At 73.1% G+C, this 15,105-nt stretch carries 13 protein-coding genes; 3 read left to right on the forward strand and 10 right to left on the reverse strand.

Annotation, left to right across the window (positions count from 1 at the left end):
• Positions 1–57: 57 nt before the first annotated feature.
• The 3 genes from BGP79_RS08555 to BGP79_RS08565 form a co-directional block, all read right to left on the reverse strand.
• On the reverse strand, positions 58–1,026 hold the full coding sequence (locus tag BGP79_RS08555; RefSeq protein WP_076694533.1) for an aldo/keto reductase: 969 nt from the start codon (positions 1,024–1,026) through the stop codon (positions 58–60).
• 270 nt (positions 1,027–1,296) lie between these two features.
• Positions 1,297–2,991, reverse strand: coding sequence for an HNH endonuclease signature motif containing protein (locus tag BGP79_RS08560; RefSeq protein WP_158067156.1), 1,695 nt, complete (start codon positions 2,989–2,991; stop codon positions 1,297–1,299).
• 557 nt (positions 2,992–3,548) lie between these two features.
• Positions 3,549–3,842 (reverse strand): hypothetical protein, encoded by a 294-nt coding sequence (locus tag BGP79_RS08565; RefSeq protein ID WP_076694536.1) that lies wholly within the window; start codon positions 3,840–3,842, stop codon positions 3,549–3,551.
• Positions 3,843–4,180: 338 nt separating this feature from the next.
• Here BGP79_RS08565 and BGP79_RS08570 point away from each other — a divergent pair, with 338 nt between their 5' ends.
• The gene (locus BGP79_RS08570) at positions 4,181–4,402 is read left to right on the forward strand and encodes a DUF3073 domain-containing protein (RefSeq protein ID WP_076694538.1); all 222 of its coding nucleotides are present in this window, start codon (positions 4,181–4,183) and stop codon (positions 4,400–4,402) included.
• A gap of 99 nt (positions 4,403–4,501) precedes the next feature.
• On the opposite strand, the gene purM is transcribed toward BGP79_RS08570, so the two are convergent.
• From purM to BGP79_RS08595, 5 genes are read right to left on the reverse strand one after another with little or no spacing between them, the layout of a single operon-like run.
• On the reverse strand, positions 4,502–5,641 hold the full coding sequence (purM, locus tag BGP79_RS08575) for a phosphoribosylformylglycinamidine cyclo-ligase (protein WP_076694539.1): 1,140 nt from the start codon (positions 5,639–5,641) through the stop codon (positions 4,502–4,504).
• Complete coding sequence (purF, locus tag BGP79_RS08580; RefSeq protein WP_369800178.1) at positions 5,638–7,212, reverse strand: amidophosphoribosyltransferase; 1,575 nt, start codon at positions 7,210–7,212, stop codon at positions 5,638–5,640. The genes purM and purF overlap by 4 nt, the downstream gene beginning before the upstream one ends.
• Positions 7,213–7,219: 7 nt before the next feature.
• Positions 7,220–7,657: a hypothetical protein gene (locus tag BGP79_RS08585; protein ID WP_233121285.1), complete on the reverse strand. Its 438-nt coding sequence runs from the start codon at positions 7,655–7,657 to the stop codon at positions 7,220–7,222.
• A gap of 34 nt (positions 7,658–7,691) precedes the next feature.
• A complete protein-coding gene (locus BGP79_RS08590) occupies positions 7,692–8,069 on the reverse strand; it encodes a sterol carrier family protein (protein WP_076694542.1) in 378 nt (125 codons plus the stop codon).
• A gap of 31 nt (positions 8,070–8,100) precedes the next feature.
• The gene (locus BGP79_RS08595) at positions 8,101–9,117 is read right to left on the reverse strand and encodes an asparaginase (protein WP_076694544.1); all 1,017 of its coding nucleotides are present in this window, start codon (positions 9,115–9,117) and stop codon (positions 8,101–8,103) included.
• 93 nt (positions 9,118–9,210) lie between these two features.
• Between BGP79_RS08595 and purD the strand changes: the two genes are divergently transcribed.
• Both purD and BGP79_RS08605 read left to right on the forward strand, forming a co-directional pair.
• Entirely contained in the window at positions 9,211–10,587 is a 1,377-nt protein-coding gene (gene purD, locus BGP79_RS08600) for a phosphoribosylamine--glycine ligase (protein ID WP_083701709.1), read from the forward strand.
• Positions 10,584–11,510 (forward strand): phosphoribosylaminoimidazolesuccinocarboxamide synthase, encoded by a 927-nt coding sequence (locus tag BGP79_RS08605; RefSeq protein WP_076694547.1) that lies wholly within the window; start codon positions 10,584–10,586, stop codon positions 11,508–11,510. Before purD ends, BGP79_RS08605 begins: the two co-directional genes overlap by 4 nt.
• Positions 11,511–11,612: 102 nt before the next feature.
• On the opposite strand, the gene BGP79_RS08610 is transcribed toward BGP79_RS08605, so the two are convergent.
• Complete coding sequence (locus BGP79_RS08610) at positions 11,613–14,123, reverse strand: hypothetical protein (RefSeq protein ID WP_076694548.1); 2,511 nt, start codon at positions 14,121–14,123, stop codon at positions 11,613–11,615.
• 305 nt (positions 14,124–14,428) lie between these two features.
• Complete coding sequence (locus BGP79_RS08615) at positions 14,429–15,043, reverse strand: PadR family transcriptional regulator (RefSeq protein ID WP_076694550.1); 615 nt, start codon at positions 15,041–15,043, stop codon at positions 14,429–14,431.
• Positions 15,044–15,105: the final 62 nt, after the last annotated feature.

The raw sequence follows: 15,105 nt of genomic DNA on the forward strand, positions 1-15,105 counted from the left end.
GTCGAGGGGCTCCGTCAGTTCGCGGCTCCGGCGGTCTTCCGGCGCCGCTGGTCCTGTTCAGAAGCCGGCGGGCTCGTGCGGGGTGTAGGAGGCCTCGAGCTCGGCGACGTCGTTGTCGGTCAGGGTGACGTCGAGAGCGGCGACAGCGTCCTCGAGGTGCTTCGCCTTCGTCGCGCCGACGATCGGGGCGGTGACGGCCGGGTTGCGCAGCACCCAGGCGAGGGCGACCTGGGCGCGCGAGACACCTTGGCGCTCGGCCACGGCCCCGACCGCGTCGACGATGGACCGGTCCGACTCCGGGTAGAGCTGCTTGCCGAACTCGTCGGTGGCGGAGCGCTCGGTGTCGGTGTCCCAGGGGCGGGCGAGACGGCCGCGGGCGAGCGGGCTCCAGGGGATGACGCCGACGCCCTGGTCCGCGCACACGGGCAGCATCTCGCGCTCCTCCTCGCGGTTGAGGAGGTTGTAGTGGTCCTGCATGGAGACGAAGGGGGTCCAGCCGTTCGCGCGGGCGACCTCCTGGGCCTTGGCGAACTGCCAGGCCCACATGGAGGAAGCGCCGATGTAGCGGACCTTGCCGGACTTCACGACGTCGTGCAGGGCCTCCATCGTCTCCTCGACGGGGGTCTGCGGGTCCCAGCGGTGGATCTGGTAGAGGTCGACCCAGTCGGTGCCGAGGCGACGCAGACTCGCGTCCAGCTGGGCCATGATCGCCTTGCGGGACAGGCCGGCGCCGTTGGGACCCTCATGCATCCGGCCGTGGACCTTGGTGGCGAGCACGACGGTGTCGCGGTCGGTGAAGTCGGCAAGGGCGCGACCGACGATCTCCTCGCTGCTGCCGGCCGAGTAGACGTTGGCCGTGTCGAAGAAGGTGATGCCGGCGTCGACAGCCTGCTTGATCAGCGTCCGGCTCTCGTCCTCGGGCAGGCTCCACGAGTGGTTGCCGCGATCCGGTTCGCCGAAGCTCATGCAGCCGAGTGCGATCCGGGAGACCTCGAGGCCGGTGGCGCCGAGACGGGTGTACTCCATGTCAGAATCCTGCCTTCATCAGTGTGCTGGGCAATCTGCTCGAGCCTACGCCCGTCCCGACGCGGAACGCATCCGACGTGGGCCGACGGTGGCTCCCCGACGCTTGGCCGCGCGCCCGGGTCGCGCCTCGGAGATGCCGGTCGGCTGGCCGCGCGCCCGGGTCGCGCCTCGGAGATGCCGGTCGGCTGGCCGCTTCGCTGACGACAACGCGTGGCCGCCTCGCCGACGGGACCGACGACCGTCCTGGCCGAAGACACCTCACCGTCGTGATCAGAAGGGCGGCGGATCGTCGAGAACGATGGCGCCGAGGTCGACGTTGCCCGGGTCGCCGCCCCTTTCGACTCCGCACACATCGATCCCGTCGGGGTCGGACGTGTAGCGGCGGCCGGCGGGTGAGGTCCAGACGAGACGATCGGCAGTGCGGTTACCGGGCCCTCGGTCCGTGCCGGGTGGGCCGGTTCGTCGGGGTGGCCCGATCTCGGCCGTCCAACCCGAGTGATGCTTCAGCACGTGGTGCTTCCGGCACAGGTGCGCCAGATTCTCCGCTGTCGTCGCTCCGCCGTCGGCCCAGGCGACGACGTGGTCGAGGTCGCAGCCGGTGGCATTCCGGCGACACCCCGGAAAGCGGCACGTCCCGTCCCGGACGGCGAGGGCCCGGCGCAGGGCTGCCGGAATCCGATACCGGCCGCCGTCGGTCGCGAGGACGGGCAGCACCCGTGCGTCGACCGGACCGCCGCAGCCCTGGCTCGATTCGGCGACGGCGTTCCGAGGCGCAGAGAGCGTCGTGGCCGTGACCCCGAGCATCAACGACATTGCCCGAGCCGCGAGGTCTCGCGCTGCGGCCGCGGGGATGGGGCCGAAAGGGCCGAGCACGCCGGGTTGCTCCCCTCCGAGCAGGGTCTCCGCGGGGACGGTCAGCAGCACCCGGGGTGCCGGTCCCGCGCCGTCGTCCCCGGCTGTCCTGGACGGTTCGTCCGCCGGCGTCTGAGCACCACTGCCGGCGAGGAGGTCGGCGAGAACGTCCGCCCGCAGCTGCGCCACGGTCGGTCGCGGGAGTTCGTTCTCCACCGATGCGGACTCCGCGCGATCCGCCGGAGCGCCGGCGGACCCGCCGGCATCGTCGCCACTGGTGCGGCGAGCGTCGGCGTCGTCCTTGTGCAGACCGTGGTGCCGGTGGGCCAGGATCGTCAGCCGCTGGTCGATGCTCCAGACGGTGGCCGCGGGCAGCAGGGCGAAGAGGTGAGCCATGCCGTCCTGGTCGGGGGTCACGCGGACGTACCGGCAGGCCCGCGCCGCATGCTCCCTCTCGGTGAAGGACCGCGGATGGTGCGCCTCGCGCAGACGTCGGGCCCGGTCGTGGAGCCGCGCCGGCGTGCAACCGCGGTCGGCGGCATCGAGCAGCCCGGTCTCCATGGCGGCGATTGCGCGGGTGTATCGAGACACGGCTGCCTCGTCGGTGCCGGCGTCGGCGAGGGCTTCGGAGTACTCCGTGGTCGCATCGGCGATCAAGTCAGCCGTCTTCGCCGTGATCGCCCCGGAGACGAGGGCCGATCCGGTCCGGGGCAGGTGATCGGCGAGCAGGGCGGCCCGTCGGAGCAAAGTGTGGACGGCGCCCTCGCTGATCTGCAGGGCTCCGGCGATCTCCGCGACCCCCGAGCGGTCGGCGACGGCGAGCCGTTCGGCCCGGGACAGCCCGGGCGCGTCGGGATCGTCGAAAGCCCGCGGATGAGCCTCGACCCACCGCTCGTGGCCAACACGGGCGGCCTCCATGGCTTCGAGGGCCAGTCGGTGCCGGGTCGCCGCCGCCCAGGACTCGAGTCGCCGCAGATGCTCTAGTGCTGTTATCGCCGCGGGCAGCCCGGCTTCGGTGTCCTCTGGTCCGGTGAGCCGGGCGACAAGGGCTGCAGGATCAGCGGGGGAGAGGGCGGTAGCAGCGGCGTCCGACACGGTCGAAACCAACTCCACGCCGGACGCCGTGGCCAACAGGTCTGCCAGCCCGGGCAGCGCCGCAGCCGGCACCGGATGTGGGCCGGTTGTCGGAGCTGCGGGGGCTTCCATGACCTCACTCAACCAGCCGCCACCGACACAACTCGTCGGCATGTGTGCCGGGGTCCCGGGTGCGCAGATCAAGGACCCGGCGGTCGACGGCCCGAGGATCGAGCACCCGCCCGTTGCCGTGGTCATCGGGTTCCCCAGCCCGGGCAGCGCCGCGGCCGGCACGGGATGTGGGCCGGTTGTCGGGGCTGCGGGGGCTTCCATGACCTCACTCAACCAGCCGACACCGACAGAACTCGTCGGAGGGTGAGGGAGCTGGGGCGTCAGTCACGGACGACGTGGGTTCTCGACCGCCGGGCACGTCGCCGCCGCCCGCGAACGCCGGACCGCCGGGTACGACATAGCGACAACACGGCCGCCCGACTCAGTAGCAGCGCTCGGCTCCATACATCCGGCTTTCGGCCGCCCGACACCCGAACGCACCAGCTCCACCCGGGGGCGACCCCGGCGCGAATTGAGCGACTCGCCTAGTGCGGCCCGGCCGTCGGGTCGACGTCCAGGCCGGGGCCCGTCCCGGGCGCACCACCGACCTCGTCGGCGGCCCGCTTCGCCTCACCCTCCACGGCGCTCGCCTCGGCGAGGGCGGAGCGCACGTCGTCGTCCTCCACCTCCGCGGAGAGCACCGGTGTACCGAGCTCCGGCTCGGGCAGGGACACCGCCTCCGGGTCGGTGATCTCGGGCACGGAGCCGGTGACGCCGGACGGGTCGGCCAGACCCTCCTCCTCGTGTTCCGGACGCTCCTGACCGGTGGATTCGCTCACGGCTGATCGGTCCTTCCTCACATGTCCCGGCGGGCCCGCGGCGGTCCGCCCCTGAGGGTCCGTCCCGCCCGGATCGGGCGCGCCGAGGCGGGTTCCCGCACTCGTGCAGGCACCCTAGCCGATCGGCCGTCGACGGTCACGAACCGCCCGGCACCGTGGCCTCGCGTGACGGTCGCCACGGCCCCGGAGCGCCGCCGCGCGTGGCGGCGCTGGACGTGCTGAGCGAGGCAGACGAGCATGTACCCTAGATCTACGAAACATTGACCACATCATCCCTGGGCCCGCACACTCGTGTGCCCTGCCCACGGGGGTCCGGACAGAGCAGAGGGGGTCACGCCATGGGGCGCGGCCGTCAGAAGGCGAAAGCCACCAAGCAGGCGCGGGACATCAAGTACTACAGTCCCTCGACCGATTACTCGGCGTTGCAGCGCGAACTGGCCGGTTCCACCGGTCATCCCCCTGCCAGCCGATATCCGGAGCCGGCCGAGGACGACGATTCCTACGTCGACCGGTACGCGGACGATGACGATGATGATCAGGGGAGCCGTCGCCTCGGCTGAGCCGACACCGACGGACTGATCCTCCAGCACACAGCACCTCACTCCGGTGAGGTGCTGTCGTGCTGTCCGGGATCGACCCGTCCGGCCCGGCGGCGCCGGTCAGGCGTACTGGTTGACCAGCCGCACCGCGCCGCCGTCCACGCCCTTGGCGCCCTGCACCACGTCGGGATCGTCGGCCGTGACGAGCGTCGTCGTCGTGTCCACGCGGCCCATCACCCAGGCCGTGGTGCCCCGCGCGCGCAGCCGAGCCACGGCGGCGTCCGCCACGTCCGCCGCGACGACGGCCACCATGCCGACCCCCTGGTTGAGCGTGCGTTCCATGTCCGGCTGCGGCACCCTGCCGAGCTGGGCCACGAGGGAGAACACCGGCGGCAGCTGCCAGGTCGCGCGGTCCACCGTCGCGGTCACCCCGCGCGGCAGCACCCGCGCCAGGTTCGCGGCGAGCCCGCCCCCGGTGACGTGGCTGACGGCATGCATGCCGTCGCTCAGCGCCTCGGCCAGGTCGAGGATGTCCGCGGTGTACAGGCGGGTCGGCTCGAGCAGTTCTTCGCCGAGCGTGCGGCCCAGCTCCGAGACCTGCCGTTCCAGCGCCCAGCCGGCGTGGTTGATCACGCGGCGGACCAGCGAGTAGCCGTTCGAGTGCAGCCCCGAGGACTCGAGGCCGATGACGACGTCGCCGGCGCGCACCCGGTCCGGCCCGAGCACCCGGTCCGCCTCGACGATCCCGGTGGCCGCCCCCGCCACGTCGTACTCGTTCGGGGCCAGCAGCCCCGGGTGCTCCGCGGTCTCGCCGCCCACCAGCGCGGTGCCGGTCTGCTCGCAGGCCGCCGCGATGCCGCGGACGATGTCCGCGATCCGCTCGGGCACCACGCGGCCGCACGCGATGTAGTCGGTCATGTACAGCGGCTTCGCGCCGACCACGACGATGTCGTCGACCACCATGCCCACGAGGTCGAACCCGATGGTGTGGTGGATGTCGAGGGCCTGCGCGATGGCGACCTTCGTGCCCACCCCGTCCGTCGAGGTGGCCAGCAGCGGCTTCCGGTAGCCGATCAGGGCGCTCGCATCATAGAGACCGGCGAATCCGCCGACCCCGCCGAGGACCTGCGGGCCCTGCGTGGCGCGGACGGCGTCCTTCATCAGTTCGACGGCGCGGTCCCCGGCCTCCACGTCCACGCCGGCACTGGCGTAGGTGATGCCCTGGGAACTGACGTCCGTCCCGGTGTTCTGCGCGTTCATGCGCGGGCCCGCAGATCCGCGGCGGCGTCCTGCGCGGCGTGCTGCTCGGCGGGATTGAGCACCCGCTCCAGGTCGATGTCCGGTCCGGGTTCACAGCCGCCCGGATCCTCGCGTTCCAGGAGGTTCTTGCCCAGACGGTCCTTCGCCGGCAACGGGATGGGGTACTCGCCGGTGAAGCACGCGGTGCACAGGCGTTCCCGCGGCTGCTCGGTGGCGGCGATCATGCCCTCCTGCGAGATGTAGCCCAGCGAGTCCGCGCCGATCGAGGTGCGGATGTCGTCGACGCCGAGGCCGGTGGCGATCAGCTCGGCGCGGGAGGCGAAGTCGATGCCGTAGAAGCAGGGCCACGTGATGGGCGGGGAGGAGATCCGCACGTGCACCTCGGCGGCGCCGGCCTCGCGGAGCATGCTAACGAGCGCACGCTGCGTGTTGCCGCGCACGATCGAGTCGTCGACGACGACGATCCGCTTGCCGCGGACCACGTCCTTGAGCGGGTTGAGCTTGAGCCGGATGCCGAGCTGCCGGATGGTCTGGCTCGGCTGGATGAAGGTGCGGCCGACGTAGGCGTTCTTCACCAGGCCGTTGCCGAAGGGGATGCCGGACCTCTCCGCGTACCCGATGGCCGCGGGCGTCCCGGACTCCGGTGTGGGGATGACCAGGTCCGCCTCGACGGCGTGCTCGGCGGCGAGGCGGCGGCCCATCTCGACCCGCGCGGCGTAGACGTTGCGCCCGGCGATGGTGGTGTCCGGCCGGGCCAGGTAGACGTACTCGAAGACGCAGCCGGCGGCACCGCGCTCGGCGAACCGCTGCGACCGCAGCCCGTTCTCGTCGACGGCGATGAACTCGCCCGGCTCGATCTCCCGGACCAGGGAGGCGCCGATGATGTCCAGCGCCGAGGTCTCCGAGGCGACGACCCAGCCGCGCTGCAGCCGACCGAGGACGAGGGGACGGACACCGTACCGGTCACGCGCCGCGTACAGGGTGCCCTCGTCCATGAAGACGAAGCAGAACGCCCCCTCGAGCTGGGGCAGGACCTCCATCGCGGTGGACTCGAGGTCCTCGCCGGGGCGGCCCTGGAACAGCGCGGTCACGAGCGCGGTGTCGGTGGTGTTGCCCTGCGCCAGTTCGCCGGCGCGCGGCGTGCCGTAGCGCTCGCGGACCAGGTCGTTCAGGGCGGCGGAGTTGGTCAGGTTGCCGTTGTGCGCGAGGGCGACGGTGCCGGCCGAGGTGGCGCCGAGCGTCGGCTGGGCGTTGGCCCACACGGAGGCGCCCGTGGTGGAGTAACGGCAGTGGCCGACGGCGATGTGCCCGGTCAGCGTGTTGAGGGTCGCCTCGTCGAAGACCTGGGAGACGAGGCCCATGTCCTTGTAGACGTTGATCCGGCTGCCGTCGCTGGTCGCGATGCCGGCCGATTCCTGGCCGCGGTGCTGGAGGGCGTAGAGCCCGAAGTAGGAGAGCTTGGCGACCTCCTCGCCGGGAGCCCAGACGCCGAAGACACCGCAGGCGTCCTGCGGGCCCTTCTCGCCGGGGAGCAGGTCGTGCGAGAGTCTTCCGTCAGGACGAGCAGCCACGGTTCGATTATCGCATGGTCCCGGTGACCTCATCGGCGGACCCCCGCCGCGCCCGTCGATGGCTGCGCCGGTCCAGGGCCAGGGCGAGCAGGGCGCCGAGGCCCACGCCGATGACGCCGAAGAGCATCGCGAAGAAGCCGAGGGCCGCGGCCGGGGTGTACTGCGGGTCCTCCGGGCGGGCGAGGACGAGGATGCCGGCGACGATGAAACCGAGGACGGCGCCGCCCACCAGGAACGGCGCGAAGCGGGGCGCCCGGCGGATCACGAGCTCACGCCGCTCGACCGACTCCTCGATCTCGGTGCCGTCCTCCGGTCGCGTGCTGTCCCGGCGGGGCAGCGGCGTCGGACCGGGGCCGCGGACGGGACCGGCTGTGGACGCGGCGGTGGGCTCGGCGTCGGGCCCAGCGGTGGGCTCGGCGTCAGGGGTGGGGACGGCGGAACTCATGCCGTCCAGCGTAGTCGCGGGGGCGGTGCGCTGCTCACGCTCCGCCGGTCGCGAACCGGGACCACAGGGGCAGCAGGTCCGTCAGATCGGCACGGGTGCCCGAGGCGGCGACGGACCCGGCGTCGCGCGCCCGCTCCCACGTGCTGCGCCCCGTGACCAGGGCCAGGAACGTCGGCGCGTCCGTCTCGATCACGTTCGGCGGGGTGCCCCGGGTGTGCCGGGGCCCCGCGACACACTGGGCGACGCCGTAGGGCGGCACCCGCACCTCGACGCTGTTGCCCGGAGCCCGTGCGGTCAGCTCCTCCAGGGCGTACCGGACCGCGGTCGCGACCGTCGTGCGGTCCGTCGCGCCCTCGGCCCAGCGGCTCAGCGCCGCGTCCCCGTCGGCCCACTCGATCCGTCGTCGTGCCATGCCGGTTTCGGTCCTCCCGTGTCCGCTGCGTTCAGGCGGGGTCGCGCTCGAGCAGGGCGGCCACCGGTGCGGCGAGGCCGAGCCGGCCCACCGGCTCCCCGCCGCCGAGCACCGGGCGGGACACCCGCGGCAGGACGGCGGCCACGCGGTCGGCGTCGAGGACGCCGGCGGCCTGCAGGAGGCTGAGCCCGACCAGGGGGGCGGCCCGTCCGGAGCCGTCGAGCATCTTCAGGGCCACGGTGACGCCGGACGCGGTGCCGAGGGCGAGGATGCCCTCGGCACCGCTCTTCGCGAGCACCCCGAGCTCGTCCATGATCACGGTGTCGGGGGCGCCCGGGCCGGCCACCGCCCACGGGTAGTCGAGCATCGCGGTGGCGACGGTGGCCGCCCGCGCATCGGCCATGATCTCCCGCGGCGCCTGCGCCAGGGAGGAGTAGGCGCGGGCGAGCCCGGCGAGGGAGACGGCCGAGACCGGCGCGCCGCACCCGTCCACGCCCACGTGGGCGACGGTCTCCCGTGCGTACTCCTCGATCACCCTGACGACGCGCTGCTGCAGCGGGTGCTCGGGGTCGAGGTACGTCCCGGGGTCCCAGCCGGCCTCGGTGCAGGCCCACAGGAAGGCGGCATGCTTGCCCGAGCACTCCATTGCCAGCCGGGACTTCCCCCGCTCGGTGCGCACGAGCCACGCGCGCACCTCCTCGTCGTACGGCCAGGCCGGGGGGCACTGCAGATCGGTCTCGCCCAGGCTCGCGGCGGCCAGCATGCCCTCGACGACGTCGAGGTGGTCGAACGTGCCGTGGTGGCTGCCGCCGGCGATGGCGACCTGCGGGCCGCGCAGCGGGACTCCCGACTGCATGGACGCGATCGCCTGGAACGGCTTGAGGGTCGAGCGCGCGAGGATCGGCGCGCGCACGTCGCCGAGTTCGAGCAGCACCTGCCCCTCCGCGTCGACGACGACGGCGGCACCGACGTGCCGGGACTCGATGAAGCCGCTGCGCTCGACGACGGCCAGTTCCACGGCGGTGTCCGCGGCGAAGGTCTGTGGCATACCTCCCAGTATCGCGGATGGGGCGTCACCGGTTTCCCGGACGACACGTGCCGGATCGCGGTGGGCCCGGCCGTCCCCGTACCCTTGGGCACTGTGAAGGTACTCGTGCTCGGCTCCGGTGGCCGCGAACACGCCCTTGTCCGCTCCCTGGCCGGCGACCCGTTCGTCACCGAACTGCACGCCGCGCCGGGCAACGCCGGGATCGAGCAGGAGGTGACCTGCCACCCGGTCGACGCCGTCGACGGTCAGGCCGTCACCGACCTCGCCCGCCGGCTCGGCACCGAGCTCGTCGTGATCGGACCCGAGGCCCCCCTCGTCGCCGGCGTCGGCGACGCGCTGCGCGAGGCCGGGATCGCCGTCTTCGGTCCGTCCGCCGCCGCGGCCCGGCTCGAGGGCAGCAAGGCCTTCGCCAAGGAGGTGATGGCGGCGGCCAACGTCCCCACCGCCATGGCCCGGGTGGCCGCGACCCGCGAGGAGACCGTCGAGGCCCTCGACACCTTCGGATCCCCCTACGTCGTCAAGGACGACGGGCTCGCCGCCGGCAAGGGCGTCGTCGTCACCGAGGACAGGGACGCGGCGCTCGCCCACGCCGAGGAGTGCTTCCGCGCCGGTAGCACCGTGCTGATCGAGGAGTACCTGCGCGGTCCCGAGGTCTCCCTGTTCGTGCTCTGCGACGGCCGCACCGGCATCCCCCTGAGCCCCGCGCAGGACTTCAAGCGCATCCACGACGGCGACGAGGGGCCCAACACGGGCGGCATGGGCGCCTACACCCCGCTGGACTGGGCGCCGGCCGGCCTGGTCGACGAGGTGATGGACCGCGTCGCGAACCCCGTGCTCGCCGAGATGGCCTCCCGTGGCACCCCGTTCGTCGGCGTGCTCTACTGCGGCCTGGCCCTCACGCCGCGCGGTATCCGCGTGGTCGAGTTCAACGTCCGCTTCGGGGACCCCGAGACGCAGGCCGTGCTGGCCCGGCTCAAGACACCGCTCGGCTCGCTCCTGCTCGACGCCGCGAAGGGGCGGCTCGACGAGGACGAGCAGCTGCACTGGCGGCCCGCGAGCGCGGTCGCCGTCGTGCTCGCCGCCCACGGGTACCCCGCGTCCCCGCGCACCGGGGACCGGGTGCACGGGCTGAAGAAGGCCGCGGCCGAACCCGCGGTCACCGTGCTGCACGCCGGCACCGGCACTGCCGCCGGCAAGGATGGGCACGGCAAGGTGATCGCCACCGGCGGTCGCGTGCTCGCCGTCGTCGGCCGCGGTGAGGGCCTCGAGGCCGCCCGGGAACGTGCCTACGCCGGCATCGCGCGGATCCGTCTCGAGGGCGGCCAGTACCGCACGGACATCGCCGCGACGGCCGCCGCCGGCACCATCGAGGTGCCCGCCGCCGCGCGTCCGCCGCGGCCGTCCCGCGCGGCCACCGAGCCCGCCGCCGGTGCCGACACGATCATCCCCTCGATGGGTACGACCGTATGAGCACCGGCCTGGCCCAGGCGCCGAAGGTGCCCGGCTGGACGCACGTGTACTCCGGCAAGGTGCGCGAGCTCTACGTGCCGACCGTGCCCGAGGACGGCGACGGGGACGGCGACCCGCAGCTGACGCCCGAACGGCACGTGCTCGTCGTCGCGACCGACCGGATCAGCGCGTACGACCACGTGCTCGCGACCCCGATCCCCGACAAGGGCCGGGTGCTCACCCAGCTCTCGCTGTGGTGGTTCGAGCAGCTCGCCGACATCGAGAACCACGTCGTCTCCACGGTGGTCCCCGAGGAGGTGGCCGGCCGCGCCATGATCTGCCGGAACCTGACGATGTTCCCGATCGAGTGCATCGCCCGCGGCTACCTGACCGGGTCCGGGCTCGAGGAGTACCGGCGGTCCGGGACGGTGTGCTCGCTGCCGCTGCCCGCGGGCCTGACCGACGGATCGCGGCTCGAGACCCCGCTCTACACCCCGTCCGCGAAGGCCGAGGTGGGGGAGCACGACGAGAACATCACGTTCGAGCAGACGGTTGAGGCCGTCGGGTTCGACGTGGCCGACCGGATCCGCGAACTGACGCTGCGCGTGTACGGCACCGCGGAGCTGATCGCTCGGGAGCGCGGCATCATCCTGGCCGACACCAAGGTGGAGTTCGGCCTGGACGTGCACGACGGCACCATCACGCTGGCCGACGAGGTGCTCACCCCGGACTCGTCCCGGTTCTGGGACGCCGCGGCGTGGGAGCCCGGCAGGCCGCAGCCGAGTTTCGACAAGCAGTTCGTCCGCGACTGGCTCACCTCCCCGGCCTCGGGCTGGGACCGCGCGTCGGACACCCCGCCCCCCGCCCTGCCCGACGTCGTCGTCGCCGCCACCCGGGACCGCTACGTCGAGGCGTACGAACGGCTCACGGGCCGCTCGTTCTGAACCGGCGCCGGACAGCGCACCAGCAACGACAGAGCGCCCGGACCCCACCGGGTCCGGGCGCTCCGTCGTCTCCTACCGGGCGGGTGCCCGGTCAGTCGAAGATCAGTAGTCGTTCAGGTCCACCGTCACCGTGTCGCCCTGGATCGAGGCCTTGCCGGAGACGTAGAACGAGTCCGTGTCGGACTCCTTCGTCCACTTCGGCTTCTCGTCCCCGAAGGACTGGTCCTCCTCGTAGGTGACCTTCGCGTCGGCGGGATCGGTGGCGTAGAAACGCCACCCCGAGCCGCTGTCGATCGAGCTGACCCGGATCGACGGGGCGTCGGAGACCGTCCAGACCACCTTGCGGGTGTCCCCGGAGGCGTAACCGCGGAACGGGCAGCCCGTCGGTTCCAGGTCGGTCGACTTCGCGCACGCCGCGATCTTGTCCTTGACCTGGCGTTCGACCTCGGTGGCGAAGGCGTCGGTGGTGGTCAGCTCGAGGCGCGCGCTGGTGTCCCCGTCCCCGTCGATCGTCGTCTCGATCGTCGCGTCCTCGGCGGCCACCCACGTGGACCCGCCCGGCAGGCTCACCGTGTAGGTCCCCGGCAGGACCGCCGCGCTCAGCCGGGCCGTGCTCGAGAACGCGCTGGTCTTCACCGCGACCTCCGTGCCGTTGACCTTCGGCCTGGCGTCCTTCTGCCCGGAGACGGAGATCGTGGCGGTGTCCGTGTCGTCGGCCGTGAGGCTCCAGTGGTCGTCGAACAGGTCGCCGCCCCGCTTGTCCAGGACGTAGGTCTTCGTGCGGGTCCGCTCACCCTGACGCAGTTCGGCCCGCACCGTCGCCCGGTTCCCGGCATGCTCGGTCCCCAGGATCGTGAAGCCGTCGATCCGGTTGGTCGCCGCGCGGTAGACGGCGTTGGTCAGCAGCACGCGCTTCTCCGCCGAGAGATCGGTGTGGCCGAGGGAGAGGGCCTTCTCGGCATCACCGTCGACCAGGGCCTGCAGATACGCGGTGACCTGCTTGTCGGGCCCGTTGTTGCCGCGGATCACGTTCGTGATCACTATCCCGGCGATCAGGGCGATCACCACCACCCCGGCCACCGCCCCGAGGATCAGGGCGCGGCGCTTCGCGCGCGGACTCATCGGCGTGCGGGCCGCGGCCACCGGAGCCGTGGTACCGGTCGTCTCGGCGCCGGCGCCGGCGGCGTCGGTCGTGGCGGCGGGGTCGCCGGGAGCCGTCGCCCGTGGGCGGGGCGTGAGCAGGCGCCGCAGCCGGGCGGGGAGCGCGGGCGCGACGACGGGGGCGAGGACCCGGGCGGTCAGTTCGACCCCGAGGCCCCACGCCGCAAAGATCAGGACGAACCACCACGACGGACCGAACCCGCCCTCGGCCGAGGCGATGCCCCGGATGTCGACCCGGGCGGTGGCGGCCAGCAGCACGGTCACGACAGCACCGGCGGCCGCCCAGGCGAGGGGCGTCACCAGCCAGCCCGCCGCGTCCCGGGAGGGCCGGCGCAGGCCGAGGACGATGCCGGCGAGCACGGTCGCGACGACGGCGAGGACCACGGCGCACCACCCCGCCCAGGCCGGGATGTTCAGCGCGTCGATGCCGGCGACCGCCTGGAGGAGCTGGTCCGTGTCGGTGCCGGACCGGGACCGGGAGGAGAGCTGGGTCGCGTGGGCGGTCTGGTGGAGCGGGCCCAGGTGTCCGGCGACGAGGATGTAGCCGGCGAGGTTGAGCAGCGTCAGCGGCAGGCTCAGGATCGCCTGGGGGTGGCCCCCGACGGCATAGAGCAGCACGAGCACCGGCAGGGCCACGACCACGACGACGGCGAGGTGGGTGAGCAGGGCTGCGGGCACGGCCCGAGCCGCGGCGACCAGGTCCGGGACCGTGACCATGCCGCGCGCCGGGGCGACGGGCTGGTCGGCCGGAACCGTCGGCGTCGCAGCCGCGGGCCCGGCGGCCCACCGCCCACGGGAGCCGAGCCGGCGTCCCGCCCAGGCGGCACCGGTGCCGAGCAGGAAGGCGACGATCACCGGGACGAACCCGGCCGCGTGCACGCCGTCGACCCGGAAGGTGCTGATCGAGGGCAGGGTGATGCCGGCGAGAACGGCCACCGTGTTGACGAGGGCGCTGAGCACCACGCCCGTCACGGCCGCCTGGACCGCCGCCTGGAGGCGGCCGGCGGACGGCCGGAAGCGCTCGGCCAGGGCACTGACGAGGGCGACCGCGAGCGCCGTCACGGCGGTCACCGCGAGGGGGACCGCGAAGAGCGCGGCCGATCCGTCGAGGGTGCCGAAGAAGGGCAGAGCCCCCGAGACGGACGCCCCCAGCGTCCCGAGGTGGGCCATCGCGATCAGCTGCACCGCTCCCGGCACCAGCAGGGACCACGGGTCCACCGCGTTCGCGCCGGCCGATGCGGCCGCACTGGAGCTGGTCAGGTCGGCCGCCCCGAGCAGGGCGAGCACGATCGCCAGCAGCGTGAACACCAGGACGCCGACGTACGCGACGACCCCGGTCGCGGCGCCGGTCCACAGCCGGATCAGGTCGATGCCGGCACCGCCGCGCGGCACCCCGGAGGTGCCGGTCGGCAGCGCTGACGTGGTGGCGGTCCCGTCGGTCGATCCGCCCACGGCGTGGGCGGATCCGTCATTCGCGGGAGTGGAAGCGCCGTGCGCGGGAGCGGACGGGCCGGGTGTGGACGGGCCGGCGGCGGCGGGTCCGGGCGAGCCGCCCGTCTCGACGGCCGGAGGTCGTTCCGGAAGGGCCGGGCGCAGGGGCCGCGGGGCTCCCGGAGGCAGGTCTGACTCACTCATGTGTATTCCCCCGATATTCGCTGTGCGAAGTGTGACGGCACCAACCTACGGTGCGGCACGCGCGAGGGCCATCACCGCCGTGCGGAAGGGGGCGGATATGCGCGAGCGGAGGAACCGACGGCTCAGTGGGCCGTTCCGTCGGCCCAGGAGCCGTCGTCGGCGACGAGGGTGTCCATCAGATCGAGGCCATGCCGTCCCCAGGCGACCTCACCGCGCGCCCGCTCCACCAGTCCCTCGTAGGCGAAGCGCTTGAACGCGATCGTGCGGTCGCGGTCCTGCGGGGCGGTGACGGCGATACGCCGGGCGAGCATGGGATTCTCGACCGCGTCGATGCGGGTCAGTTCGCGTTCCCAGCGGGCGATCTCGCCCTCCCACTGCGCGATGTGCGCCTGCAGGAAGGCCCGCGCCGACTCCGGGGTGGTCGTCTCCAGGTAGGCGGCCCGCAGGTGTGCCGGGTCCCGCACGCGCGAGTAGGGGATGGGTGCGCGCATCCAGTCGGTGAACGCCCGGTCCCCGTCGTCCGTCACGTGGTACACGCGCCGGGTGGCCCGCTCCCCGCGGGGCTGTTCCTCCCCGGCCACCAGACCCTCGGACTCCATCTTCCGCAGCTCGGGGTAGATCTGCGAGTCGGGGGCATGCCACACGTGGCCCACCGACGCGGAGAACTGTTTCTGCAGGTCGTAGCCCGTCAGCGGGCCGACGCGCAGCAGCGCGAGCAGCGCGTATCGCAGGCTCATCGGGGTGGGCTCCTTCGGCGGCACACGGCGCGAGGGGGCCGAACGGCCCCCTCGCGGGTGAG

It is taken from the genome of Tersicoccus sp. Bi-70, assembly GCF_001968825.1.
In the GTDB taxonomy this organism is placed as follows: domain Bacteria; phylum Actinomycetota; class Actinomycetes; order Actinomycetales; family Micrococcaceae; genus Tersicoccus.

Coding starts and splice junctions, on each gene's coding strand:
- BGP79_RS08555 (WP_076694533.1), bottom strand. CDS start 1,026: ATGGAGTACACCCGTCTCGGCGCCACCGGCCTCGAGGTCTCCCGGATC.
- BGP79_RS08570 (WP_076694538.1), top strand. CDS start 4,181: ATGGGGCGCGGCCGTCAGAAGGCGAAAGCCACCAAGCAGGCGCGGGAC.
- purM (WP_076694539.1), bottom strand. CDS start 5,641: ATGAACGCGCAGAACACCGGGACGGACGTCAGTTCCCAGGGCATCACC.
- BGP79_RS08585 (WP_233121285.1), bottom strand. CDS start 7,657: ATGAGTTCCGCCGTCCCCACCCCTGACGCCGAGCCCACCGCTGGGCCC.
- BGP79_RS08590 (WP_076694542.1), bottom strand. CDS start 8,069: ATGGCACGACGACGGATCGAGTGGGCCGACGGGGACGCGGCGCTGAGC.
- BGP79_RS08595 (WP_076694544.1), bottom strand. CDS start 9,117: ATGCCACAGACCTTCGCCGCGGACACCGCCGTGGAACTGGCCGTCGTC.
- BGP79_RS08605 (WP_076694547.1), top strand. CDS start 10,584: ATGAGCACCGGCCTGGCCCAGGCGCCGAAGGTGCCCGGCTGGACGCAC.
- BGP79_RS08615 (WP_076694550.1), bottom strand. CDS start 15,043: ATGAGCCTGCGATACGCGCTGCTCGCGCTGCTGCGCGTCGGCCCGCTG.